Raw genomic sequence first — 21,153 nt, forward strand, 5'->3', positions numbered from 1 at the left:
AGACCGATGGCCGAGGCCTTGCAGATTGTTGTTCCGGACCCGGGCGGCTCAGTCACCCGGGTGCAAATCCGCCGCTGGCTGAAGCAGGTCGGGGAGCCGATATTGGCCTTCGAGCCGTTGTTCGAGTTCGAAACCGCTCACCGAACAATGGAGTTCAGGTCGCCATCGGTCGGAACTCTGTCATCCGTAACGGCTCGACCGGGCGACTTCGTGCCGGTTGGGGCGGTAGTGGGGACCATAGCGCCGGGATCCGCGGACACAAAATGGACTGTGTATCGCGAAGCGAGTTGGAGAAACGATTTCCCGCTCTTGTCGCAGATAGCGGCTTGGTTGGGATGGAAGAGGTGATTCGATGAGCGTTCAGATCGTGGTGCCCGCCTTGGGCGAATCCGTCACCGAAGCGACGGTCTCCAAGTGGATGAAGAAGGTCGGCGACGCCGTGAAGGCCGACGAACCCTTGCTCGAGCTCGAGACCGACAAGGTGACCCAGGAGGTCTACGCGCCTTCCGCCGGCACGCTCGGCGCCATCAATGCCGAGACCGGAGCTGTCGTCCCGATCGGCGCGGTGCTCGGCGTTATCAGCGACGGTGGTGCTGCCGCAGCCGCGCCGGCGGCCGGTCGCAGCACCACCACCGTCTCGCCGGAAACCCCCGGCGCCACCGAGATCGCGAAGAAAGCGGCACCCGAGCCCGCCGAGCCGCCGGCGCCGCCGGCCGCGGTCGCACCGGCTGCGAACGACGACCGCAACGGCCCGGCCGTGCGCAAGATAACCGCCGAGGCCGGCATCAACCCGGCCGACGTGCCCGGCACCGGCAAGGACGGCCGCGTCACCAAGGCCGACGTGATCGACTTCAAGGCCAAGCCCGCGGCGCCGGTAGCACCGGCGCCCGCCGCGCGTCCCGCCGCCCCGGCTGCACCCGCCGAGCCCCATGTCCCGCGCCCGCTGGCCGAGCGCGAGGAACGGGTGCCGATGTCGCGGCTCCGCCGCCGCATCGCCGAGCGCCTGAAGCACGCCCAGAACACCGCCGCCATGCTCACCACCTTCAACGAGGTGGACATGGGTGCCGTCATGGCCTTGCGCGACAAGTACAAGGACAGCTTCGAGAAGCGCCACAAGGTGAAGCTCGGCTTCATGGGCTTCTTCGTGAAGGCCTGCCTTCAGGCCTTGAAGGAGATCCCGGCGGTCAACGGCGAGATCGACGGCAACGACATCATCTTCAAGAACCACTATGACATCGGCGTCGCGGTCGGCACCGAGCAGGGTCTTGTGGTCCCGGTGGTGCGCGATGTGGATCATCTGTCCCTGGCCGAGATCGAAGGCAAGATCGCCGAACTGGGCCGCCGCGCCCGCGAAGGCAAGCTCTCGATCGACGAGCTGACCGGCGGCACCTTCACCATCACCAATGGCGGCGTGTTCGGCTCGCTCATGTCGACGCCGATCCTCAACCCGCCGCAGTCGGGCATCCTCGGCATGCACAAGATCCAGCAGCGGCCGATGGCGGTCGATGGCAAGGTCGAGATCCGCCCGATGATGTACCTGGCGCTCTCCTACGATCACCGCATCATCGACGGCCGCGAAGCGGTCACCTTCCTCGTGCGAGTCAAGGAATGCCTCGAAGATCCGCAACGCCTGCTGCTCGAACTCTGAAATCAAAAGGCGCGACGCTTGTGGCTGGGGTCACCGGTCGCAAGCTCCCGTACTACAACCAGAGCACCGATTTCACCTGCGGGCCCTCGTCGCTGATGATGGCGATGACCGCGCTCGACAAGTCGCAGCCGATCGACCGCGCCCATGAGCTGCAATTGTGGCGCGAGGCCAACACCGTCTTCATGGGCCAGGGCCATCCTGGCTCCAGCCCCTATGGTCTGGCCTTGGCCGGCTGGCGGCGCGGTTTCCAGATCACGCTCTGGCTCAGCAAGCGCGGCCCCTATCTGCTGAAATACCAGAAGCTCGCCGAGCGCCGGAAGGTCTCGGACCTGATGCAGCGCGAGGACGAGAAGCTGGTGAAGGCGGCGCGGATCCCGATGCTGCTGAAGAAATGGACGATCGCCGACCTGAAGGCCGCGATCGAGGCGGGCGCTGTGCCGCTGGTCCTGGTCTCGACCAATGTCTTCCACGGCGACAACGGCCCGCATTGGGTCGCGATCGCCGGCGTCGATGACGAACACGTCTATATCAACGACCCCTGGATCACCCGCAAGAAGCGCCAGACCGCGAAGTCGCAGACCGCGCGCCCGGCGAGTCACACCGATTTCCTGAAGATGGCGATCTACGACGGCGAACGCGCCGTCGTGCTGGTTTCGAATTAGCAATGAACCGGGTGTCTCGCACCCCCACCCCAGCCCTCCCCCGAATCGGGGGAGGAGACTCTCTTCTCCCTCCCCCCGATTCGGGGGGAGGGTCGGGGAGGGGGGTGCGAATCACTCTCTCCAACACGGAACACTGAAATGGCCGAACAATCCTTCGACGTGGTGATCATCGGTGGCGGCCCGGGCGGCTATGTCTGCGCCATCAAGGCGGCGCAGCTCGGCCTCAAGACCGCCTGCATCGAGAATCGCGGCACATTGGGCGGCACCTGCCTCAACGTGGGCTGCATTCCCTCGAAGGCGCTGCTTTCCTCCTCGGAGGAATTCGACAAGGTCTCGCACCATCTTGCGGCCCATGGCATCACCGCCGAGAAGATCGGCCTCGACCTTGCGAAGATGATCGGCCGCAAGGACAAGGTCGTCGCCGATTTCACCAAGGGCGTCGAGTTCCTGTTCAAGAAATACAAGGTGACCTACCTCAAGGGCACCGGCCGCCTCCTGGGCGGCGGCCGCGTCGAGATCCTGTCGGCGCCGGGCCAAGCCGAGCAGGTCTCGGCCAAGCATATCGTCATCGCCACCGGCTCCGAGCCGACCCCGCTTCCCGGCATCGAGATCGACGAGAAGAAGATCGTCTCCTCGACCGGCGCGCTCACGCTGGAGAAGGTGCCGAACCACCTGGTGGTGATCGGCGCCGGCGTCATCGGACTGGAGCTGGGCTCGGTCTGGCGGCGCCTCGGCGCCAAGGTGACGGTGGTCGAGTTTCTCGACCGCATCACGCCCACCATGGACCTCGAGATCGGCGCGCAGTTCCAGAAGGTGCTGACCAAGCAGGGCCTCGCCTTCAAGCTCTCGACCAAGGTCACCGGCGTCAAACCGAACGGCGATACACTCGACGTCACGATCGAGCCGGCCAAAGGCGGCGCGCCTGAGACCCTGCAGGCCGATGTCGTGCTGGTCGCGATCGGTCGCCGCCCCTATGTCATGGGCGTCGGCCTGGAAATGGCCGGGGTCCAGCGCGACGACAAGGGCCGGGTGAAGACCGACGGCCATTTCCGCACCAACATCGACGGCATCTACGCGATCGGCGACGTGATCGCCGGCCCGATGCTGGCACACAAGGCCGAGGAGGAGGGCGTCGCCCTGGCCGAGATGCTGGCGGGTCAGGCGGGCCATGTGAACTACGACACCTGCCCCAACATCGTCTACACCGCGCCGGAACTCGCCTCGGTCGGCAAGACCGAGGAGGAGCTCAAAGCCGCCGGGATCGAATACAAGATCGGCAAGTTCCCCTTCATCGCCAACGGCCGCGCCAAGGCCGCGGGCGAGACCGACGGTTTGGTGAAACTCCTCGCCGACGCCAAGACCGACCGCCTGCTGGGCGCGCATATCCTCGGCCCCAATGCCGGCACGATGATCCACGAATGCGTCATGGCGATGGAATTCATGGGCTCCGCCGAGGACGTCGCGCGGGCCTTCCACGGCCACCCCACCCACAGCGAAGCCATCAAGGAAGCCGCGCTGGCGATCACCAGCTCGACGATTCATTTGTAGAGACCGAGCGACCCTCACCCCAGCCCTTTCCCGCACGCAAGGGGAGAGGGAGACTTCATCCGCGCTGCGCGCGTAAGAGTGTGATTCCGTCTCTCCCAGCGGCGAACAAAAACCCCCTCTCCCCTTGCGGGAGAGGGCGGGGTGAGGGGTCGAAGACTCTCACGGACTGCGCTACCATCGCCGCAGCATGCGCATCGCCACCTACAACATCAACGGCATCACCGCGCGCCTCGACAACCTGCTCGGCTGGTTGAAAGAGACCCAGCCGGACATCGCCTGCCTGCAGGAGCTGAAATGCCCGGACGACCGCTTCCCTGAGGCCGCGCTGAAGAAGGCCGGCTATGGCGCGGTCTGGCACGGCCAGAAGTCTTGGAACGGCGTCGCCATCCTCGCGCGCGGGCAGCACCCCGTTGAAATCCGCCGCGGCCTCCCCGGCGATCCACGCGACACCCACAGCCGCTATCTCGAAGCCAAGGTCAGCGGCCTCACCATTGCCTGCCTCTATCTGCCGAACGGCAATCCGGCGCCGGGCCCGAAATTCGACTACAAACTCATGTGGTTCGCCCGGCTGATCGTCCATGCCAAGGCACTGCTGAAGAGCAGGCAGCCGGTCGTTCTCGCAGGCGACTTCAACGTGATGCCGACCGATCTCGACGTCTACAAGCCGGAGAACTGGGAGGGCGACGCGCTGTTCCGCCCCGAGGTCCGCGAAGCCTACCGGCTGCTGCTGAAACAGGGCTGGACCGACTCCCTGCGCAAGAAGCACCCGAAGGAGCGCATCTACACCTTCTGGAAATACTGGCGGAATTCCTTCGCCCGCGACGCGGGCCTCCGCATCGACCATCTGCTGCTCACCCCGGACCTCGCGAAGAAGCTGAAAGCCGCCGGCGTCGACAGGGCGACCCGCGGCAAGCCGCACAGCAGCGACCACGCGCCCGCCTGGATCGAGCTCGGCGTGACGTCAAAGAAGGCGGCGCCTCGAGCGAAGAAGAAATCCGCGAAGGCGCCGGGCCGGAAGCGGGCGAAGCAGCGCTGATGCTCGACTTTCGGAACAAATCCGGTGCAATTTTCTCTATCGAGCAGAACTCATATTGCGCCGCAGCGCAGACAGGACGCAGACAGAGCAAAAAATCTGGACGCAGAAAAACAGGCCAAGCAGGCGTCTGTGTAGCCGGCATCTTGAGCGTCACAACACCTGCGCCAGATAGCCCGCCGTCCGGCTCCCCTTGGCGGCCGCCACCCTCGTCGGCGGACCGGCCGCCACCAGCTTGCCGCCTTCGTCGCCCGAGCCCGGGCCGATATCGATCACCCAGTCCGCCGCGGCGACCAGGCTCATGTCATGCTCGACCACGACCACCGTGTTGCCCGCGTCGACCAGTCGGCGCAGTTGCTCGATCAGCCGCACCACGTCCGAAGGGTGCAGCCCCGTGGTCGGCTCATCGAGCACATAGAGCGTGTTGCCGTGCTGGATCCGCTGTAGTTCGGTCGCGAGCTTGATGCGCTGCGCCTCGCCGCCGGAAAGCTCGGTCGCCGGCTGCCCCAGCCTGAGATAGCCGAGCCCGACCTCCTGCACGACGGCCAGCGCCCGGGCAAGCGTCGGCTCCGCGGCGAAGAAGGTCGCCGCTTCATCGACCCGCATGCCGAGGACCTCGGCGATGTTCTTGTTCCGGTATTGGATCTCGAGCGTCTGCTTGTTGTAGCGCGTGCCCGCGCAGACCGGGCAGGGCGCGTAGACGCTGGGCAGGAACAAGAGCTCCACCATCACCCAGCCCTCCCCCTTGCAATTCTCGCAGCGACCCTTGGCGACGTTGAACGAGAACCGCCCGGCATCGTAGCGCCTGGCCTTCGCCGCCTTGGTCGCGGCGAACAGCTTGCGCACATGGTCGAACAGGCCGGTATAGGTCGCCAGATTGGAGCGCGGCGTGCGCCCGATCGGCTTCTGGTCGACGACCACCAGCCGCTTCACCCGCTCGAGATCGCCGCCGATCCTGCCCTCGGTCGGGATCGTGGTCTCCCGCTCCAGCAGGTCGCCTTCCTCCTCTTCCGTCGCATGGCCAAGCCTGGCCGCCACCAGTTCCACCATCGCCTGGCTCACCAGGCTCGACTTGCCCGAGCCGGAAATGCCGGTCACCGCGGTCAGCACGCCGATAGGCACATCGACATCCAGTTTCTTGAGATTGTTCCGGGTGATGCCTTGCAGCTTCAGCCATTGCTGAGGCGCGATTGGCGCGCGGCCTTGCGGCACCCTCCCGGCGAACAGATAGCGCCGGGTCTGCGAAGCCTCGATCGCCTTCAACCCCTCAAGCGGCCCGCTGAAGAGAATCCGCCCGCCTTTCTCGCCCGCACCCGGCCCGACATCGACGATCCAGTCGGCGGCGCGCATGACATCGACCTCATGCTCGACCACGAACAGCGAATTGCCGGCGGCCTTCAGCTTGCCCAGCGCGCGGAGCAGCGATTCCGTATCGGCCGGATGTAGCCCGGCCGAGGGCTCGTCCAGCACATAGACCACGCCGAAGAGATTGGACTTCACCTGGGTTGCCAGCCGCAGCCGCTGCAGCTCGCCGGGCGAGAGGGTCGGCGTGCTGCGCTCCAGCGTGAGATAGCCGAGGCCGAGATCCAGGATGACGCCGACCCGCCCAACCAGGTCCTCGGCGATGCGCTGGACCACGGTCGCCTGTTCCGGATGGTCGTGCTGCATCTTGGGCACCGTCTTGCCCTCGGCATAGGGCGCGAACAGGGCAGCGACCCGCTTCAGTGGCAGCCGAGACATCTCGGTGATGTCGAGCCCGGCGAAAGTCACCGACAGCGCCTCGCGCTTCAGGCGCCTGCCGTGGCAGAGCTTGCATTCGCTGTTGATCATGTATTGCATCGCCCGCTTCTTCATCATCGGGCTTTCGGTATTGCTGAAGCTCCCCAGCACATGGCGCCGCGCGCTGGTGAAGGTGCCCATGTAGCTCGGCTCCTCCTTGCGCTTCAGTGCGCGCCGGGTCTCGGCCGGTGTGTATCCGGCATAGACCGGCACCACAGGCTGCTCGTCGGAGAACAGGAGGAAGTCGCGGTCCTTCTTCGGCAGGTCGCGCCAGGGAATATCGACGTCGATCCCCATGGTGACCGCGATATCGCGCTGATTCTGCCCGCCCCAGGCCAAGGGCCAGGCGGCGATCGCGCGCTCGCGGATGGTCTTCGAGGGATCCGGCACCATCGACTGCTCGGTGACGTCGTAGATCCGCCCCAGCCCATGGCATTTCGGGCAGGCGCCTTCCGCCGTGTTGGGCGAGAAACCCTCGGCATAGATCAGCGCCTGGCCCTTCGGATAATCGCCGGCCCGCGAATAGAGCATGCGCAAGAGATTGGACAGCGTGGTCACGCTGCCGACCGAGGAACGCGTGGTCGGCGAGCCGCGCTGCTGCTGCAGGGCGACGGCTGGCGGCAGCCCGTCGATCTCGTCCACCTCCGGCACCGACATCTGGTGGAACAGCCGCCGCGCATAGGGCGAAACCGATTCCAGATAGCGCCGCTGCGCCTCGGCATAGAGCGTCGAGAAGGCGAGCGACGACTTGCCCGAGCCCGAGACCCCGGTGAAGACCACCAGCTTCTCGCGCGGGATCTCGACGTCGATGTTTTTCAGATTGTGCTGCCGCGCGCCGCGCACGCGCACCATTCCGTGGTCCGACATTCGGGTCCTCTTATGCCCAGGATGAACGCCATTCCACCCGGGTCGTTGCCGTTGCGCGCTTTGCATAAGGCAAACCGCGCCGCTCCGACTAGTCTCTTGGACAAAGAAGGGGAGGATTTGCGTGCAAACGACACACAATCTGGAGCCGGCGCTGAAGACCCGGCCCGACCGCGCCGAATACGGGGCGCTCCGCATGACCGAGCTGCCGACCTGGGGCGCCGGCCTGCATTGGCCCCAGGCAATGCCTTCGCCGGGATTCCGATCGTGAATGCCGGGCCGTGGGGCCGCGACGATCACACCGTGCTCGAAAGGTTGCACGCGCCCTATGCCTTCACGATTCTCCCGGATCTCATCGGCGAGATCGTCATCGGGGTGCTGCGCGGCAAAAGGTAAGATCGCGATCCGATCATGGATTGCCTGAAATCGACGGCTGACGCTACGCTGCGCGTGACCGGCGCGCAACTTTTGGTATCGACACGCCACCACCTCTGATGGTATATTAAATAGAAGTCATCCCGCCGTCGAGGCCGCCACGGCGGATAAAATGTTGAAAAAATGAAATATTGCGGCAGTTTGGTCTCTCTCGACTCAACTCTTGGCGGTTGGAGGCAATGGCTCAAACAAGTTTGACGCCTGAAAGCCGGGCAGCGCTCGCGCGGGTCTTGGGTCCCCAATCTGATCGGATTGCGACCGCCAAGGCCCAGCCCTTCACCCTGCGGGTCGCGCGCGATGCATATTCCAGATTCATGTCCTGGAACGAAATTGCTCTAGAGGTGACCGCTGCGGATCATGCGCGCGGACCCGTTGATGGCTACGACCAGCTTGGCCCCCACAGGGCCAGTCGTGCCATGGCGATTGTCCATCTCGCGATGTATGACGCGGTAAACTCAATATCCAGGAAGTATCGCCTCTACTCTGCGGTGCCGGACGCCGACCCCGACGCTTGCTTGGACGCCGCCATATCGGAAGCGGCGCGCAACAGCTTGCTGGCCATGTTCCCGCGCGAGACGGCACGAATCAACGACGCCTATGACCGCGACGCGCCCTGGGCGACCGCTGCCTGCAATTCGGTTCGACTGAAGGTCGACAAAGGCAAAGCGGCGGGCGCCGCTGCGGCTAAGGCGATCCTGGACCTGCGGATCAACGACGGTTCGAAATTCGATGAAAGAGACGCAGGGACCGAGCAACAGGCGAAAGATCAGCCGGATAAGTACATCTTCTTCCCGGCAGGTCTCGGCAAATGGCAGCCCGACCCTGTCAGTAAGATCCCTGTCGCTCTAGGGTACGACTGGGGCAAGGTAAAGCCCTTCGTCATCACCGCTGTGGATGGGTATCTGCCGGGGCCCCGGGACATCGGCTCGCCGGAATACGCCGCACAGTTTCGCGAAGTGGAATCCCTCGGGGCGGCCAATTCCATGACGCGCAAAGAGTCCGAGACATTCTCCGGCATATTCTGGGCCTACGATGGCACTCCCGCGCTTTGTGCGCCGCCACGGCTCTACAATCAGTTCGCGCTCCAGGTGGTCGAGCAGAACCAGCTTCCCGCATCGCCGATCGCCGACGTGAGCGACCTCGCCCGCTTCCTTGCGCTCCTGAATGTGGCAATGGCGGATGCGGGGATTGCCGCGTGGAAGGCGAAGTGGGATTACTCGTTTTGGCGACCGATCACCGCAATCACCTATGCTGGCGACGATGGCAACCCGGGAACGACACCGCGCGCCGACTTCGTCCCGCTGGGCGCACCGGCGACCAACGGCCGTGGCCCGAACTTCACGCCGCCGTTTCCGGCATACCCGTCGGGTCACGCGGTGTTCGGGGGCGCGGTATTCGAGGTGCTGCGGGCGTTCTTTCCGGAGAACACCTCGGTCAAGTTCGTGTCCGACGAGTTCAATGGACTCAACAAGGACCCCATCACGGGGATCTCCCGAGATTACCGGCCCAAGGATTACTTCAACTTCAGCCAGGCCGAATGGGAAAATGCCCGCAGTCGTATCTGGCTTGGGATCCACTGGCAGATGGACGCGGACGACGGTGTGGCTATGGGAAACAAGATCGCCCAGGCCGTATTGAAAGGCGCCTTGTTGCCCCGTTAGGGCGCCTTCCCGCGGCGGTCACATTCGATCCTGCCGAGCTCGAAGGCGAAAACCTGCTGTGACGGCCGCCGATCACGGGCGGACTCGTTCTACAGTCCGGATCAGCGGAACTTCTCCGGCATCAAGCGGTTTCCCCTAGGCCGCCGCGCCGCAAGAGCGCGCCACCCACTGGGAGAATCGCCATGCTGCGCACCGCTTCGCTGCTCGCCGCTTCCCTTGCGCTCTCCGCCGCCCTCATCCACCCCGCGCAGGCCAAGGTCACCGTCTCGATCTCCTGCTCTTCGCTCGGCATCGAGATGGAGCTATGCCGTGACGGTGCGCAGGCCTGGGCGAAGCAGACCGGCAACGAAGTGAAGCTGGTCTCGACTCCCGCCGACGCGCAGGAGAGGCTGGCGCTCTACCAGAGCCTGCTGGCGGCGAAATCCGACAAGGTCGACGTGTTCCAGATCGACGTGGTCTGGCCCGGCATCCTCGCCAACCAGTTCCTCGATCTGAACCAGTTCATCGAGCCTGCCAAGCTCGACGGCTATTTCCAGACCCTGATCGCCAACAACACGGTCGACGGCAAGCTGGTCGCGGTCCCCTGGTTAGTCGATGCCGGCATGCTCTACTACCGCAAGGACCTGCTCGACAAATACGGCTTGGAGGCGCCGGAGACCTGGGCCGAGCTTGAGGCGGCCGCGAAGAAAGTGATGGAGAGCGAGAAGGGCATCCAGGGCTATGTCTTCCAGGGCCGCTCCTATGAGGGCCTGGTCTGCAACGCGCTGGAATGGATCGTGAGCAACGGCGGCGGCAGCCTGCTGGACAACAGCGGGCAGGCGAGCTTCAACAACCCGCAGGCCACGGCGGCGATCGACCGCGCCAGGACTTGGATCGGCACCATCGCGCCGCAGGGTGTGCTCGGTTATGACGAGGAGCAGGCCCGCGGCGCCTTCCAGTCCGGCAAGGCGGTCTTCATGCGCAACTGGCCCTATGCCTGGGCGCTGGTGAATGCGGCCGACTCTCCGGTCAAGGACAAGGTCGGCGTGGTGCCGCTGCCGAAGGGCGACGGAGACAACGCGGTGCATACCGGCACGCTGGGCGGCCAGTCGCTCGCGGTTTCGAAGTATTCGACGCATCCGAAGGAGGCGGTGGACCTGGTCCTCTACCTCACCGGCGCCGAGGAGGAGAAGCGACGGGCGGTGAAGGGCGCCTTCAATCCCTCGCTGAAGAGCGTCTACAACGAGCCCGAGCTCAAGGACGATCCCTTCTTCTCGACCTTCAGCAAGATCCTGGAAAGCGTCGCGACTCGTCCCGCCTCCGTGGCCGGCAAGAGCTACAATCAGTTCTCCAGCCAGTTCGTGCGCGCAGTCCATGCGACCCTGCAGGGCCAGGGCACGGCGGCCGACAACTTCGGTAGCATCCGCACCAGCTGGAAGTAGAGCGGATGCGCACGCTCGCACTCAGGCGGGCGCTCACCGCCTGGACGTTCCTGACGCCGATGCTGATCGTGCTGGCGCTGGTCGCCGGCTGGCCGCTCTTGCGCACGATCCTTCTGGGCTTCACCGATGCGGGGCTCGGCGATTTCGCGGAATCGCAGTTCGTCGGCCTCGCCAACTACCGCGGCCTCGCCTCGGATCCCGCCTGGTGGCGTGCCGTTTGGAACACGCTCGGCTTCACGCTGATCTCGGTCGCGAGCGAGACCGTCCTTGGCCTGATCATCGCCCTCACCTTGAACGCCCATATCAAGGGCCGCGGCCTGGTGCGCGCCGCGATGCTGATCCCCTGGGCGATCCCGACCGTGGTCTCGGCGCGGATGTGGGGCTGGATGCTGAACGACCTCTACGGCGTGGTGAACGCGCTGCTGCTGGGCCTGGGCGTGATCGACAGGCCCTGGGCCTGGCTCGCCGACCCCGTGCTTTCGATCGCCTCGGTGATCGCCGTCGATGTCTGGAAGGGCACGCCTTTCATGGCACTCTTGACGCTCGCCGCCCTGCAGGTCCTGCCGCGCGAGATCTACGAGGCGGCCCGGGTGGACGGCGTCAGTCCGGCGAAGGTGTTCTTCCAGGTGACGCTGCCGCTGATCCGCCCCGCCTTGCTGGTGGCGATCCTGTTCCGCAGCCTCGACGCGCTCCGCGTCTTCGACGTGATCTATGTGCTGACCGGAGACAACCCCTCGACCGCCTCGATGTCGGTCTATGCCCGCCAGCAGCTGATCGACTTCCAGCAGGGCGGCATGGGCTCGGCGGCCGCGACATTCCTCTTCCTGATCGTCGCGGTCTTTGCCACCGTCGTTGTCACCGGCGGCCGGCTGCGGATCGGCGGGGTGCCGCGATGAGAATCCTGGGCCGCATCAGCCTCTATCTCCTGGTCGCAGTAATCGTCTTCTACGCGGTTTTTCCCTTCTATTGGGCGATCGTCACCTCGCTGAAGACCGGCAGCGGGCTGTTCACCGCCGATCTCATCCCCGCCGATCCCACTCTAGAGAACTACATTGCCCTGTTCCGCGAGCAGCCGTTCGCCGCCAACATCGTCAACTCCGCGATCGTCGCCGTTGTCACCACCGTGATCTCGCTCGGCCTGGCCGCGACCGCGGCCTATGCGCTGGGTCGCATGGCCTTCCGCGGTCGCACCGCGGTCTCCTTCCTGATCCTCTCCGTCTCGATGTTCCCCCAGATCGCAGTATTGACCGGCATGTTCGAGTTCATCCAGGTCTCCGGCCTCTATGACAGCCTCTCCGGCCTGATCCTGGCCGACCTTATTCTCACCTTGCCGTTCTCGGTCTGGGTGCTGACCGCCTTCATGGGCGATCTCCCGCGCGAGCTGGAGGAGGCCGCGATCATCGACGGCGCGCCGCCTCTGCGCATTCTCACCGACGTCTTTGTGCCCGTCATGGCGCCGGCGCTGGTGGCGACCGGCCTGCTGGCCTTCATCCTGGCCTGGAACGAGTTCCTGTTCGCTTTGACCTTCACCCTCTCGCCGGAGCAGCGCACCGTGCCGGTGGCGATCGCGCTCATCTCTGGTGCAGGCGGCTACGAGATTCCCTGGGGCCGCATCATGGCCGCCTCGGTCATCGTCACCGCGCCGCTGATCCTGCTGGTCCTGGCCTTGCAGCGGCGCATCGTCTCGGGCCTCACCGCGGGTGCGGTGAAGGGATAGCGGCTTCAGGCGCCGAGGACCGACTTCGCGTGCTCGTAGAAGACCTCGCGGGCGTCGAGCCCGTTCTGGCCGCCGTTGATTCGCTCGGTGCAGGTGACGAGATCGCCGCTGTCGGCGAATTTGTTCAGGTTGTGCTTGCGCCAGAACCAGGCGGCGGATTGCGCGGCGAACTCGGCCATCTCCAGCATCGCCGGGCTGCTGACCAGATCCACGTTCAGGGTCTTGGCGCAGTCCTTGTAGTTCTCCTTTCCCGTCACCTGGATCAGGCCGCGGCCGCGATAGCGCCAGCCGTCGCCGCTCGCCTCGTTGCCGTTGCCCAGCCGGTTCGCATAGGCGCGATTGGCGATCTTCTCCGGTTGGCGCTCGTAGGCCTTTGCGGCGGCTTTGTCGAAATACTTCGGGAAGGTCGCGAGCAATCCGGCCGCCGAATAATTCAGGTTCTCGATCAGCCGGTTGAGCTGCGTCGATTCATGCGCGACTTGCGTCAGGAACATCGCCTGGCGCAGCGGTGTGTTGACGTCGACGAAACCCATCGCCGCATTCAACGGCCCGACGAACTCGGCCGCCCGCTTGGTCAGCGGCATGATCGCTTTGATTTGCTCCAGGGTGATCGGCATCGTCTCCTCCTGTGCATTGCCCAGGGAAGAAATCCTAGAGCGGAAATCCCGGCGGAGAACAGGTGGAAACGGCAGCGGCCCTGTGATGGCCGTCTCAAACCCGCGGCAGTCGCGTCCGCGCTTCCAGGTCGTCCAGCACCACGTTGTTTCGCATATAGGCGGTGCCGGCGTCGCGGATCGGCTGGTGGTCCCAGCTCCGGTGCTGGCCTTTGGTGAGCGCCGCGTAGACGATGCGGCGGCGGCGCTGGCTGTCGATCACCTGGTCCTTGAGCTTCGCCAGATCCCAGCGCTGCTTCACCTCCTTGCGGAAAGCCTCGACCGTCCCGGCATGCTTCGGGTCGGCGGCGAGGTTCTGCTTCTCCAGGGGATCGGCCTTCAGGTCATAGAGCTGGTCGGGATCGCTCGGCGTGTGCACGAACTTGAGATTGCCGCGACGGATCATCACCAGGGGAGCGATCGCGCCCTCGCCGCAATATTCGCCGATCGCCTCGTCATGGCCTTTGCCGCCCGAGAGCGCGCCCAGCAGGCTCTTGCCGTCGATCTCGGCCGCGGGCTGGAAGGTGCCGCCTTCGTTGGCGATCTCCGCCAGGGTCGGCAGCAGGTCGAGATGCGAAGCGTTGGTCGTGATGCGGCCCGTCTTGAACTTGCCCGGCGCCGAGACGATCAGCGGAATGCGGCAGGCATTCTCGAACCAGGTCATCTTGTACCAGAGCCCGCGCTCGCCCAGCATGTCGCCGTGATCCGTGGTCAGCATGACCACCGTGTTCTCGGCGAGGCCGGATTCCTTCAGCGCCTTCATGATGATACCGACCTGACGATCGACATAGGAGATCGAGGCGAAATAGGCGCGGCGCGCGCGGCGCACGTCGGCATCGGTGATGGTGTAACTGTCCATGTCCGAGACATGGCGCAGCCGCGCGCTGTGCGGGTCCAAGGGCACGTCGCTCTGCTTCACGCTCGGCATCGGGATGTCTTCGTCGCGATAGAGGTCGAAGAGTTCCGGCAGGTTGGCATAGGGGTCGTGCGGATGGGTCCAGGACACGGTCAGGAAGAACGGCCGGTCCTCGCTGCTGCGGGCGAGATCGTAGATCTGCCGGCGCGCCGTATAGGTGACCTCGTCGTCGAAATCGAGCTGGTTCGAGCGGACACAGGTGCCGCTCTCGGTGACCGAGCCCATGTTGTGGTACCAGCTCGGCCTGATGCCCGGCTGCTCCCAGTCCGGGGTCCAGCCGAAATCGGCCGGGTAGATGTCGGTGGTGAGCCGCTCCTCGAAACCATGCAGCTGGTCCGGCCCGCAGAAATGCATCTTGCCGGCGAGCGCGGTGCGATAGCCCGCCGCCCGCATGTAATGGGCGAAAGTCGGGACCTCCGAGGCGAATTCCGCGGCGTTGTCATAGGCGCCGATCCGCGACACATGGGCGCCGGCCATCATGGTGAAGCGCGACGGCGCGCAGAGCGGGCTCGCGCAATAGAAGCTGTCGAAGGTGACGCCGTTCTCGCTGAGGGCGTCGATATTCGGCGACTTCACCACCTTGTTGCCATAGGCCGGCAGGAAGGCGGCCGCCAGCTGGTCGGCCTGGAGCAGGAGGACGTTCAGGCGCTTTGCCATTGCTTGGGTGGTCCCGTCATGAGTTATGCTCATGATAATATCGGCGCAAATCCAGGCGATCCAGGCATGGCCGGCTCATGAGGGATATGATCAAGGATTATGTCAGGGGCGATTTACCGTCGCTGTCGTCCCTGCTGGCCGTCGTCGCGGCCGGCGAGCGCGGCGGCTTTACCGCGGCCGCCCAGGCGCTCGGCGTCACCCAATCCGCGGTCAGCCGCGAGATCCGGCAGATCGAGCAGCGCCTCGGCTGTGCCTTGTTCCGCCGCAGCCCACGCGGCGTGGAATTGACACCGGAGGGGAAGCAGTTCCTCGAGGCGGCCCAGCAGGGCCTGCAGGTCATCGGCGAGGCGGTGGCGCGCGTCCGGTCACAGGACGCGCCGAGGCAATTGACCATCGGCGCCGACTTCGCCTTCTCGGCGCATTGGCTGGTGCCGCGCCTCCCGCTCTTCACCGCGCGGGAGCCGCAGGTCGATGTCCGCGTCATCACCGCCCAGCATGTCGAACGGGCCATTGCTGATTGTGATATCGCGATCATCTTCGGCGCCGGCGCCTGGCCCGGCATCGAGGTGAAGCGCCTGAACCAGGAGGCGGTCTTCCCAGTCTGCGCGCCGAACTACCCGACCGGTCCCGCCGACGGCAAGCCCGACTGGCTCGCCGAGGCGAACCTGCTGCGCCTGATCGACACCGCCGACGGCAGCGACTGGTTCGACTGGCCCGGCTATTTCAGCGCCGCCGGCGTGACCCCGCCGGAGCGGATCCGCGGTCAGGGCTACAGCAACTATCCGCTGGTGCTGCAGGCCGCCCTGGCGGGGCAGGGCATCGCGCTCTCCTGGTCGCCCTCGATCGACGCGCTGCTGGAAGCGGGCACCCTGAAGCGCGCGCATAGTTTCACCGCCCGCTCGACCCGCGGCTACTTCCTCGCCCGGCCGCAGAATGCCGGGCCCAACCCGATGGTCGAGGCCTTCGAGCGCTGGGTGCTGGCCGAGTTCGGCGCTAGAGCTTGAGCGTCATCCAGTCGAGCTCGGCCGTCTCCTGACCGCCGAGCTTGTCGTAGAACTGGCGCGCGAGCGTGTTCGGCTTGTAGACCGACCAGAGCAGGAAGTCGCCGCCGCGCTGTTTCGCGAGATCGCCGGCAGCACCCATCAGCTTGCGGCCGACCCCGAGGCGCCGGGTCCAGGGCCGCACCCAGAGATCGATCACGAAGATCCCGCGCTGCGCCGTGTCGGCATCATAGGTCGGCGTGTAGAGCAGATAGCCGAGCGGCTGCTCGGCCTCCTCGGCGATGAAGCCGAAGAATGCGGGATCGGCGCCGAAGCCGTCCGCGACGAAGCGCTCTTCCGTGAGCACGGCGCCCCAATGGTCGCCCAGCGAGATCAGGTAGGCGCCGAACTCTCTCTGCATGCCGACGACGGCTTCGGCGTCCTCGCGCCGGATCGGGCGGATGGTGACGGTCATGGCTCTCTCGCTAGCGTGCGCCTATTGGCGTGCGCGGGGATGCGCCGCGTTATAGACGGCGAGAAGCTGTGCCGCGTCAACCTCGGTGTAGCGCTGCGTGGTCGAGAGCGAGGCATGGCCGAGCAATTCCTGGATCGCCCGCAGGTCGCCACCGCCCGCCAGCAGGTGCGTCGCGAAGGAATGGCGCAGGGCATGCGGCGTCGCGGTTTCCGGTAGGTTGAGCTGCATCCGGAGCTTCTGCATCGCCAGTTGCACCAGCCGGGGCGAGAGGCGCTTGCCCTTGGCGCCGAGGAAGAGCGGACCCTCCGGTTCGCAGGGGATCGGCAGGGCCTTCAGATAATCCTGGATCGCCTCGGCGACCACCGGGAGCACCGGCACCACTCGGGTCTTGTTGCCCTTGCCGCGGATTCGCAACGTGCCGTTGGGCCTCGGCGCATCGCGCCGCGCCAGCCCCAGCGCCTCCGAGATGCGCAACCCGCAGCCATAGAGCAGGGTCAGCACCGCGAGATCGCGACGGCCGATCCAGTCGGTGTCGTGGAGATCGGTGACGGCCTCCAGCGCATCGTCGGCCTCGACGGCGTTCAAGGGCTTCGGCACGGAGCGCGGTAGCTTCGGATTTCGGATGGCCGCGAGGGCCGTGTTCTGGCCGAGCCCACGCTTCGCCGCGAAACGGGTGAAGTTCTTGATGGCGCTCAGCGCCCGCGCGGTCGAGGCGGGCTCCAGGCGGCGCTTGTTGCGGTCCGCCATCCAGGCGCGGAAGTCGTTGCGGTCGGCGGCGGTGAAGGCGGCGAGGGTCGGCGTTTCGCCGCGATACTGCTCCAAGAAGCGCAGCAGGTCTTTGAGATCCCGCGCATAGCCATCGACGGTATGCGCGGAGCCGCGGCGCTCATGCGCCAGCCAGCTCAGCCATTGCTCGATTGCGGCGGCAAGGTCCGGGCGCGCCGCGAAACGAAGATCGCGCGCCGCATCCTCTACTATGGTTTGGGTAGGTCCAGCCATGTGCGGATGCCGAACTCGATCACCCGTCCGAGGAAGCTCATAAGTTCCGTGCCCTGACCGGCGTGGAAATAGCCGGGATGCCGCGCGCCGAAGGCGATAAGGCCGGCGGGCGCATGCGAGCTGATGTTGAGGCGCAGCAGCGCGTCGGAACGGACCAGCTCAGCCCCGGCGCCGAAGATCTCCGGATCGCCGACCGCCTCGTCACGCAAGACGACATGCTTGTCCTTGCCGCCGAGCGCGCGATCGACCGCGCCGCGGCCGAGGAACTGGATGCCCTCATGCTTCGGGCGCTTGGCGGTGTGGTCGGAGAGCTCGACGCAGAGACTGACCACGTCCACTTCCAGCAACAGGCCGAGATCGCCGGTGATGATGTCGATGAACTGCTCGAAACTCTCGGCCTCCAGCAGCTCGACCACCGCCTTGTGGATCCGCTCCTGGGTCGAGAGATTGTCGCGGGTGTTGGCGAGGATCTCGTCCTGGTCGTTCCTGAGCTTGTTGATCTCGCCGCGCAGGCGCTCGACCATGAACTGCTGCAGATCGATCACGCCCTTGCCGGATTCGTTATGCCGGCCCGGCGAGAGCTGGAGGTCCAGGAGTTCGGGATGCCGCGCCAGGAAATCGGGATGGCGACGCAGATAGGCGACCACCTGCGCGGCCGTGGCCGTCGTGGTGCCGGTCTTGCTGCGGTCCGCTGCCTGGTCCGCCATCGTGGTCCCCGATCGCTTCGCCACTATAAGAACTGCCCTTACAAAATGGACTGGCCGGTCTTGGCCCAATCCGCGAGGAACGCGGCCAGGCCCTTGTCGGTCAGCGGGTGATGGAACAGCTGGCGCAGCACATTGGGCGGCAGCGTCGCCACATGCGCGCCCATCTTCGCCGATTCAATGATGTGGATCGGGTGACGGACCGAAGCGACCAGCACCTCGGTCTTCAGGTTGTCATAGGCATTGTAGATCTGGACGATGTCCGATATCAGCAACAGGCCTTCCTGGCCGATGTCGTCCAGACGCCCGACGAAGGGCGAGATGAAGGTGGCGCCCGCTTTCGCGGCGAGCAATGCCTGCGCCGCCGAGAAGCACAGGGTGACGTTCACCTTGGTGCCGTTGTCGGAGAGCGCCTTGCAGGTCTTCAACCCATCGACGGTGAGCGGCACCTTCACGCAGACATTCTTCGCGATCTTCGCCAGCTTCTGGCCTTCCTGAAGCATGGTCTTGTGATCGGTCGCGGTCACTTCGGCGCTGACCGGTCCTTCGACCACTTCGCAGATCTGCTTGATCACATCGAGGAACTTGCCGCCCGACTTCGCGACCAGCGAAGGATTGGTGGTGACGCCGTCCACCAGACCGGTGGCGGCGAGGTCTTTGATCTCGTTGATGTCGGCGGTGTCGATGAAGAACTTCATCCGTCTGCTATCCGTGCGTGAGAACTCGAGGTCTGCCCCTTCGCCGCGGCTGCTTTGCAGTCTCGCTTGCCGGGGGGCGCGAATCGGGAAAGATTCTAGACGATGGATTCCGAAACCGCCAGTTCGTTGCCGCGAGAAACCGGAATGTCGGGACGCGTGAGCGTCCTGATCCCGCTCGCCTTGTTCACCGCCTATGACTACGCCATCCCGGACGGTCTCTCACTGGCGCCGGGCGACTTCGTCTCGGTGCCGCTCGGTCGCCGCAGGGTGATGGGCGTGGTCTGGGGTGCGGGCGACGACAGCGTTCCCGCCGAGAAACTGCGCGCGGTCGAAGCGCGGCTCGAGATTCCCGCGATGCCAGAGGTTTCGCGGCGTTTCATCGACTGGGTCGCGAACTACTGCATGGCGCCGATCGGCTCGGTGCTGCGCATGGCGATGAGCGTACCCGAAGCCTTGGAGCCGGAAAAGCCGATCAAGGCTTGGCAGATTGGGAATCCAAATTCGGGGAAAATGACGGAGGCGCGGCAGCGCGTGCTCGGCGTCCTGCAGGATGGACCGCCGATGACCTCAAGCGATCTTGCGCGCGCTGCGGGTTCTTCTCCCGGCGTTGTTGCCGAAATGGCACGGTTGGGCATGCTTCAGGCCGTCGCCTTGCCGGCACGTCGCCCCTTCGGGCGGCCCGATGCGGATCGAGCCGGCCCCACGCTCTCTAAGGCGCAGCAGGATGCGGTCGATGTGCTGCGCCCGCTGACGCCGGGTGTCACGCTGCTGCATGGCGTGACCGGATCGGGAAAGACGGAAGTCTATTTCGAGGCCATCGCCGCCTGTCTGCGCACCGGCAGACAGGCGCTGGTGCTGCTGCCCGAGATCGCCTTGAGCGCGCAATGGCTCAGTCGTTTCGAAGATCGCTTCGGCGCAGCACCCGCGCAATGGCATTCCGAGCTCACGCAGGTCGAGCGGCGCGTGACCTGGCGCGCCGTGCTCGACGGCGAAGCCAAGGTCGTGGTCGGTGCGCGCTCCGCGCTGTTTCTTCCTTATGACGCTCTCGGCTTGATCATCGTCGACGAAGAACATGAATCCGCCTTCAAGCAGGAAGATGGGGTCATCTACCAGGCGCGCGACATGGCGGTGGTGCGCGGACACCTGGCCAAGATCCCGGTTATTCTCGCCTCGGCGACGCCGTCGCTGGAATCCACCGTCAATGCCGAGCAGGGCCGCTATCGATTCCTCGAGCTGCCCGACCGGCACGGCGACGCGGAGCTGCCCGAGGTGACCTTGATCGATCTCCGGCGCGACAAGCCAGAGCGGCAGCAATGGCTCTCGCCCAGCCTGATCCGCGCGGTGAACGAGACCTTGGCCGACCAGGGTCAGGCGATCCTCTTCCTCAACCGGCGCGGCTACGCACCGCTCACCCTCTGCCGCGACTGCGGGCATCGGATGCAATGCCCGAACTGCACCACCTGGCTGGTCGAGCATCGCTATTCGCAGCGGCTGCAATGCCATCACTGCGGCTACCAGATCCAGATGCCGAAGGCCTGCCCCGCCTGCCAGCACGAAGGCACCTTCGCCGCCTGCGGTCCCGGCGTCGAGCGGCTGGCGGAAGAGGCGGCGATGCTTTTCCCCAATGCGCGGCGTCTCATCCTCACCAGCGACACCGTCGGTGGGCCGAAGAAGGCGACCGAGCTGATCCGCATGGTGACCGAGCGCGAGGTCGATCTCATCATCGGGACGCAGATTATCGCCAAGGGGCATCACTTCCCGCACCTGACCCTGGTCGGCGTGGTCGATGCCGATCTCGGCCTCTCCGGCGGCGATCTCCGGGCGGCGGAGCGCACCTACCAGCTCCTGCACCAGGTGGCGGGCCGCGCGGGGAGGGCGGAGCGGGCGGGGCGGGTGCTGGTCCAGACCTATGATCCCGGCCGCCCGGTCATGCAGGCTTTGAAGGACCACGACCAGGCCGCCTTCCTGAAGATCGAGGAGGAGGACCGCCGGATGGCCGGCATGCCGCCCTTCGGCCGCCTCGCCGCACTCATTGTCTCCGGCAGCAATGACGCCGCGGTCGAGGCCCAGGTGCGCGCCCTGGCGGCCCATGCACCCCGGATGGAGGGCGTTTCCGTGCTGGGTCCGGCGCCCGCGCCGCTGGCAATGCTGCGCGGGCGACATCGCCGCCGCTTCCTCATCAAATGCCGCCGCGACGTGGCGCCGCAGGGCTTCATCCGGCAGTGGCTGAGGGGGCTCAAATGGCCCGGCGACCTCCGGCTGCAGATCGACATCGACCCCTATAGCTTTTTATAGAGGGACCG

The 21,153-nt window shown here is 65.6% G+C and carries 20 protein-coding genes; 13 read left to right on the forward strand and 7 right to left on the reverse strand.

The window, feature by feature from the left end; all coding sequences use genetic code 11:
• The first annotated feature begins 6 nt into the window (after nucleotides 1-6).
• From ACYQ4T_RS18230 to ACYQ4T_RS18250, 5 genes are all read left to right on the forward strand, one after another.
• Complete coding sequence (locus ACYQ4T_RS18230; protein ID WP_459857119.1) at nucleotides 7-348, forward strand: lipoyl domain-containing protein; 342 nt, start codon at nucleotides 7-9, stop codon at nucleotides 346-348.
• Nucleotides 349-352: 4 nt separating this feature from the next.
• Nucleotides 353-1,648, forward strand: a complete 1,296-nt coding sequence (odhB, locus tag ACYQ4T_RS18235) for a 2-oxoglutarate dehydrogenase complex dihydrolipoyllysine-residue succinyltransferase (RefSeq protein WP_459857121.1) — start codon at nucleotides 353-355, stop codon at nucleotides 1,646-1,648.
• A gap of 20 nt (nucleotides 1,649-1,668) precedes the next feature.
• Entirely contained in the window at nucleotides 1,669-2,310 is a 642-nt protein-coding gene (locus tag ACYQ4T_RS18240; RefSeq protein WP_459857123.1) for a peptidase C39 family protein, read from the forward strand.
• 138 nt (nucleotides 2,311-2,448) lie between these two features.
• Nucleotides 2,449-3,858 carry a dihydrolipoyl dehydrogenase gene (gene lpdA / locus ACYQ4T_RS18245; RefSeq protein ID WP_459857125.1) on the forward strand — a complete coding sequence of 470 codons (1,410 nt, stop codon included), beginning with the start codon at nucleotides 2,449-2,451 and terminating at the stop codon, nucleotides 3,856-3,858.
• Between the two features lie 187 nt (nucleotides 3,859-4,045).
• Nucleotides 4,046-4,894, forward strand: a complete 849-nt coding sequence (locus ACYQ4T_RS18250; protein ID WP_459857127.1) for an exodeoxyribonuclease III — start codon at nucleotides 4,046-4,048, stop codon at nucleotides 4,892-4,894.
• 150 nt (nucleotides 4,895-5,044) lie between these two features.
• Here ACYQ4T_RS18250 and ACYQ4T_RS18255 read toward each other — a convergent pair whose 3' ends face one another.
• Nucleotides 5,045-7,537 carry an excinuclease ABC subunit UvrA gene (locus ACYQ4T_RS18255; RefSeq protein WP_459857129.1) on the reverse strand — a complete coding sequence of 831 codons (2,493 nt, stop codon included), beginning with the start codon at nucleotides 7,535-7,537 and terminating at the stop codon, nucleotides 5,045-5,047.
• A 121-nt stretch (nucleotides 7,538-7,658) separates the two neighbouring features.
• On the opposite strand from ACYQ4T_RS18255, the gene ACYQ4T_RS18260 reads away from it, so the two are divergent.
• The 6 genes from ACYQ4T_RS18260 (at nucleotide 7,659) to ACYQ4T_RS18285 (ending at nucleotide 12,768) form a co-directional block, all read left to right on the forward strand.
• Entirely contained in the window at nucleotides 7,659-7,805 is a 147-nt protein-coding gene (locus ACYQ4T_RS18260) for a hypothetical protein (protein WP_459857131.1), read from the forward strand.
• Nucleotides 7,802-7,930 carry a hypothetical protein gene (locus ACYQ4T_RS18265; protein WP_459857133.1) on the forward strand — a complete coding sequence of 43 codons (129 nt, stop codon included), beginning with the start codon at nucleotides 7,802-7,804 and terminating at the stop codon, nucleotides 7,928-7,930. The genes ACYQ4T_RS18260 and ACYQ4T_RS18265 overlap by 4 nt, the downstream gene beginning before the upstream one ends.
• A gap of 218 nt (nucleotides 7,931-8,148) precedes the next feature.
• A complete protein-coding gene (locus ACYQ4T_RS18270) occupies nucleotides 8,149-9,630 on the forward strand; it encodes a vanadium-dependent haloperoxidase (RefSeq protein WP_459857135.1) in 1,482 nt (493 codons plus the stop codon).
• A 182-nt stretch (nucleotides 9,631-9,812) separates the two neighbouring features.
• Complete coding sequence (locus ACYQ4T_RS18275) at nucleotides 9,813-11,051, forward strand: ABC transporter substrate-binding protein (protein ID WP_459857137.1); 1,239 nt, start codon at nucleotides 9,813-9,815, stop codon at nucleotides 11,049-11,051.
• 5 nt (nucleotides 11,052-11,056) lie between these two features.
• On the forward strand, nucleotides 11,057-11,947 hold the full coding sequence (locus tag ACYQ4T_RS18280; RefSeq protein WP_459857139.1) for a carbohydrate ABC transporter permease: 891 nt from the start codon (nucleotides 11,057-11,059) through the stop codon (nucleotides 11,945-11,947).
• Nucleotides 11,944-12,768 carry a carbohydrate ABC transporter permease gene (locus ACYQ4T_RS18285; RefSeq protein ID WP_459857142.1) on the forward strand — a complete coding sequence of 275 codons (825 nt, stop codon included), beginning with the start codon at nucleotides 11,944-11,946 and terminating at the stop codon, nucleotides 12,766-12,768. Before ACYQ4T_RS18280 ends, ACYQ4T_RS18285 begins: the two co-directional genes overlap by 4 nt.
• A 5-nt stretch (nucleotides 12,769-12,773) precedes the next feature.
• Here the strand turns inward: ACYQ4T_RS18285 and ACYQ4T_RS18290 are convergent, their stop codons facing one another.
• Together ACYQ4T_RS18290 and betC are read right to left on the reverse strand one after the other, a co-directional pair.
• Nucleotides 12,774-13,385 carry a glycoside hydrolase family 19 protein gene (locus ACYQ4T_RS18290; protein WP_459857144.1) on the reverse strand — a complete coding sequence of 204 codons (612 nt, stop codon included), beginning with the start codon at nucleotides 13,383-13,385 and terminating at the stop codon, nucleotides 12,774-12,776.
• 94 nt (nucleotides 13,386-13,479) lie between these two features.
• Complete coding sequence (betC, locus tag ACYQ4T_RS18295; protein ID WP_459857147.1) at nucleotides 13,480-14,994, reverse strand: choline-sulfatase; 1,515 nt, start codon at nucleotides 14,992-14,994, stop codon at nucleotides 13,480-13,482.
• 86 nt (nucleotides 14,995-15,080) lie between these two features.
• On the opposite strand from betC, the gene ACYQ4T_RS18300 reads away from it, so the two are divergent.
• The gene (locus ACYQ4T_RS18300) at nucleotides 15,081-15,998 is read left to right on the forward strand and encodes a LysR substrate-binding domain-containing protein (protein WP_459857152.1); all 918 of its coding nucleotides are present in this window, start codon (nucleotides 15,081-15,083) and stop codon (nucleotides 15,996-15,998) included.
• Here ACYQ4T_RS18300 and ACYQ4T_RS18305 read toward each other — a convergent pair.
• From ACYQ4T_RS18305 to fsa, 4 genes are read right to left on the reverse strand one after another with little or no spacing between them, the layout of a single operon-like run.
• The gene (locus ACYQ4T_RS18305; RefSeq protein ID WP_459857155.1) at nucleotides 15,988-16,449 is read right to left on the reverse strand and encodes an N-acetyltransferase family protein; all 462 of its coding nucleotides are present in this window, start codon (nucleotides 16,447-16,449) and stop codon (nucleotides 15,988-15,990) included. The two genes, ACYQ4T_RS18300 and ACYQ4T_RS18305, sit on opposite strands and share 11 nt — an antisense overlap.
• Before the next feature lie 21 nt (nucleotides 16,450-16,470).
• Entirely contained in the window at nucleotides 16,471-17,448 is a 978-nt protein-coding gene (locus ACYQ4T_RS18310; protein ID WP_459857157.1) for a tyrosine recombinase XerC, read from the reverse strand.
• Entirely contained in the window at nucleotides 17,424-18,155 is a 732-nt protein-coding gene (locus ACYQ4T_RS18315) for a DUF484 family protein (protein ID WP_459857159.1), read from the reverse strand. The genes ACYQ4T_RS18310 and ACYQ4T_RS18315 overlap by 25 nt, the downstream gene beginning before the upstream one ends.
• A 38-nt stretch (nucleotides 18,156-18,193) precedes the next feature.
• A complete protein-coding gene (fsa, locus tag ACYQ4T_RS18320) occupies nucleotides 18,194-18,850 on the reverse strand; it encodes a fructose-6-phosphate aldolase (protein ID WP_459857162.1) in 657 nt (218 codons plus the stop codon).
• 144 nt (nucleotides 18,851-18,994) lie between these two features.
• On the opposite strand from fsa, the gene ACYQ4T_RS18325 reads away from it, so the two are divergent.
• Nucleotides 18,995-21,145, forward strand: coding sequence for a primosomal protein N' (locus tag ACYQ4T_RS18325; protein ID WP_459857165.1), 2,151 nt, complete (start codon nucleotides 18,995-18,997; stop codon nucleotides 21,143-21,145).
• Nucleotides 21,146-21,153 lie beyond the last annotated feature (8 nt).

The organism is Dongia sp. agr-C8 (genome assembly GCF_054658695.1).

Coding starts and splice junctions, on each gene's coding strand:
- ACYQ4T_RS18280 (WP_459857139.1), top strand. CDS start 11,057: ATGCGCACGCTCGCACTCAGGCGGGCGCTCACCGCCTGGACGTTCCTG.
- ACYQ4T_RS18255 (WP_459857129.1), bottom strand. CDS start 7,537: ATGTCGGACCACGGAATGGTGCGCGTGCGCGGCGCGCGGCAGCACAAT.
- ACYQ4T_RS18325 (WP_459857165.1), top strand. CDS start 18,995: ATGTCGGGACGCGTGAGCGTCCTGATCCCGCTCGCCTTGTTCACCGCC.
- ACYQ4T_RS18275 (WP_459857137.1), top strand. CDS start 9,813: ATGCTGCGCACCGCTTCGCTGCTCGCCGCTTCCCTTGCGCTCTCCGCC.
- betC (WP_459857147.1), bottom strand. CDS start 14,994: ATGGCAAAGCGCCTGAACGTCCTCCTGCTCCAGGCCGACCAGCTGGCG.
- ACYQ4T_RS18250 (WP_459857127.1), top strand. CDS start 4,046: ATGCGCATCGCCACCTACAACATCAACGGCATCACCGCGCGCCTCGAC.
- odhB (WP_459857121.1), top strand. CDS start 353: ATGAGCGTTCAGATCGTGGTGCCCGCCTTGGGCGAATCCGTCACCGAA.
- ACYQ4T_RS18315 (WP_459857159.1), bottom strand. CDS start 18,155: ATGGCGGACCAGGCAGCGGACCGCAGCAAGACCGGCACCACGACGGCC.
- ACYQ4T_RS18300 (WP_459857152.1), top strand. CDS start 15,081: ATGATCAAGGATTATGTCAGGGGCGATTTACCGTCGCTGTCGTCCCTG.
- ACYQ4T_RS18230 (WP_459857119.1), top strand. CDS start 7: ATGGCCGAGGCCTTGCAGATTGTTGTTCCGGACCCGGGCGGCTCAGTC.
- ACYQ4T_RS18290 (WP_459857144.1), bottom strand. CDS start 13,385: ATGCCGATCACCCTGGAGCAAATCAAAGCGATCATGCCGCTGACCAAG.
- fsa (WP_459857162.1), bottom strand. CDS start 18,850: ATGAAGTTCTTCATCGACACCGCCGACATCAACGAGATCAAAGACCTC.
- lpdA (WP_459857125.1), top strand. CDS start 2,449: ATGGCCGAACAATCCTTCGACGTGGTGATCATCGGTGGCGGCCCGGGC.
- ACYQ4T_RS18285 (WP_459857142.1), top strand. CDS start 11,944: ATGAGAATCCTGGGCCGCATCAGCCTCTATCTCCTGGTCGCAGTAATC.
- ACYQ4T_RS18305 (WP_459857155.1), bottom strand. CDS start 16,449: ATGACCGTCACCATCCGCCCGATCCGGCGCGAGGACGCCGAAGCCGTC.
- ACYQ4T_RS18270 (WP_459857135.1), top strand. CDS start 8,149: ATGGCTCAAACAAGTTTGACGCCTGAAAGCCGGGCAGCGCTCGCGCGG.
- ACYQ4T_RS18310 (WP_459857157.1), bottom strand. CDS start 17,448: ATGGCTGGACCTACCCAAACCATAGTAGAGGATGCGGCGCGCGATCTT.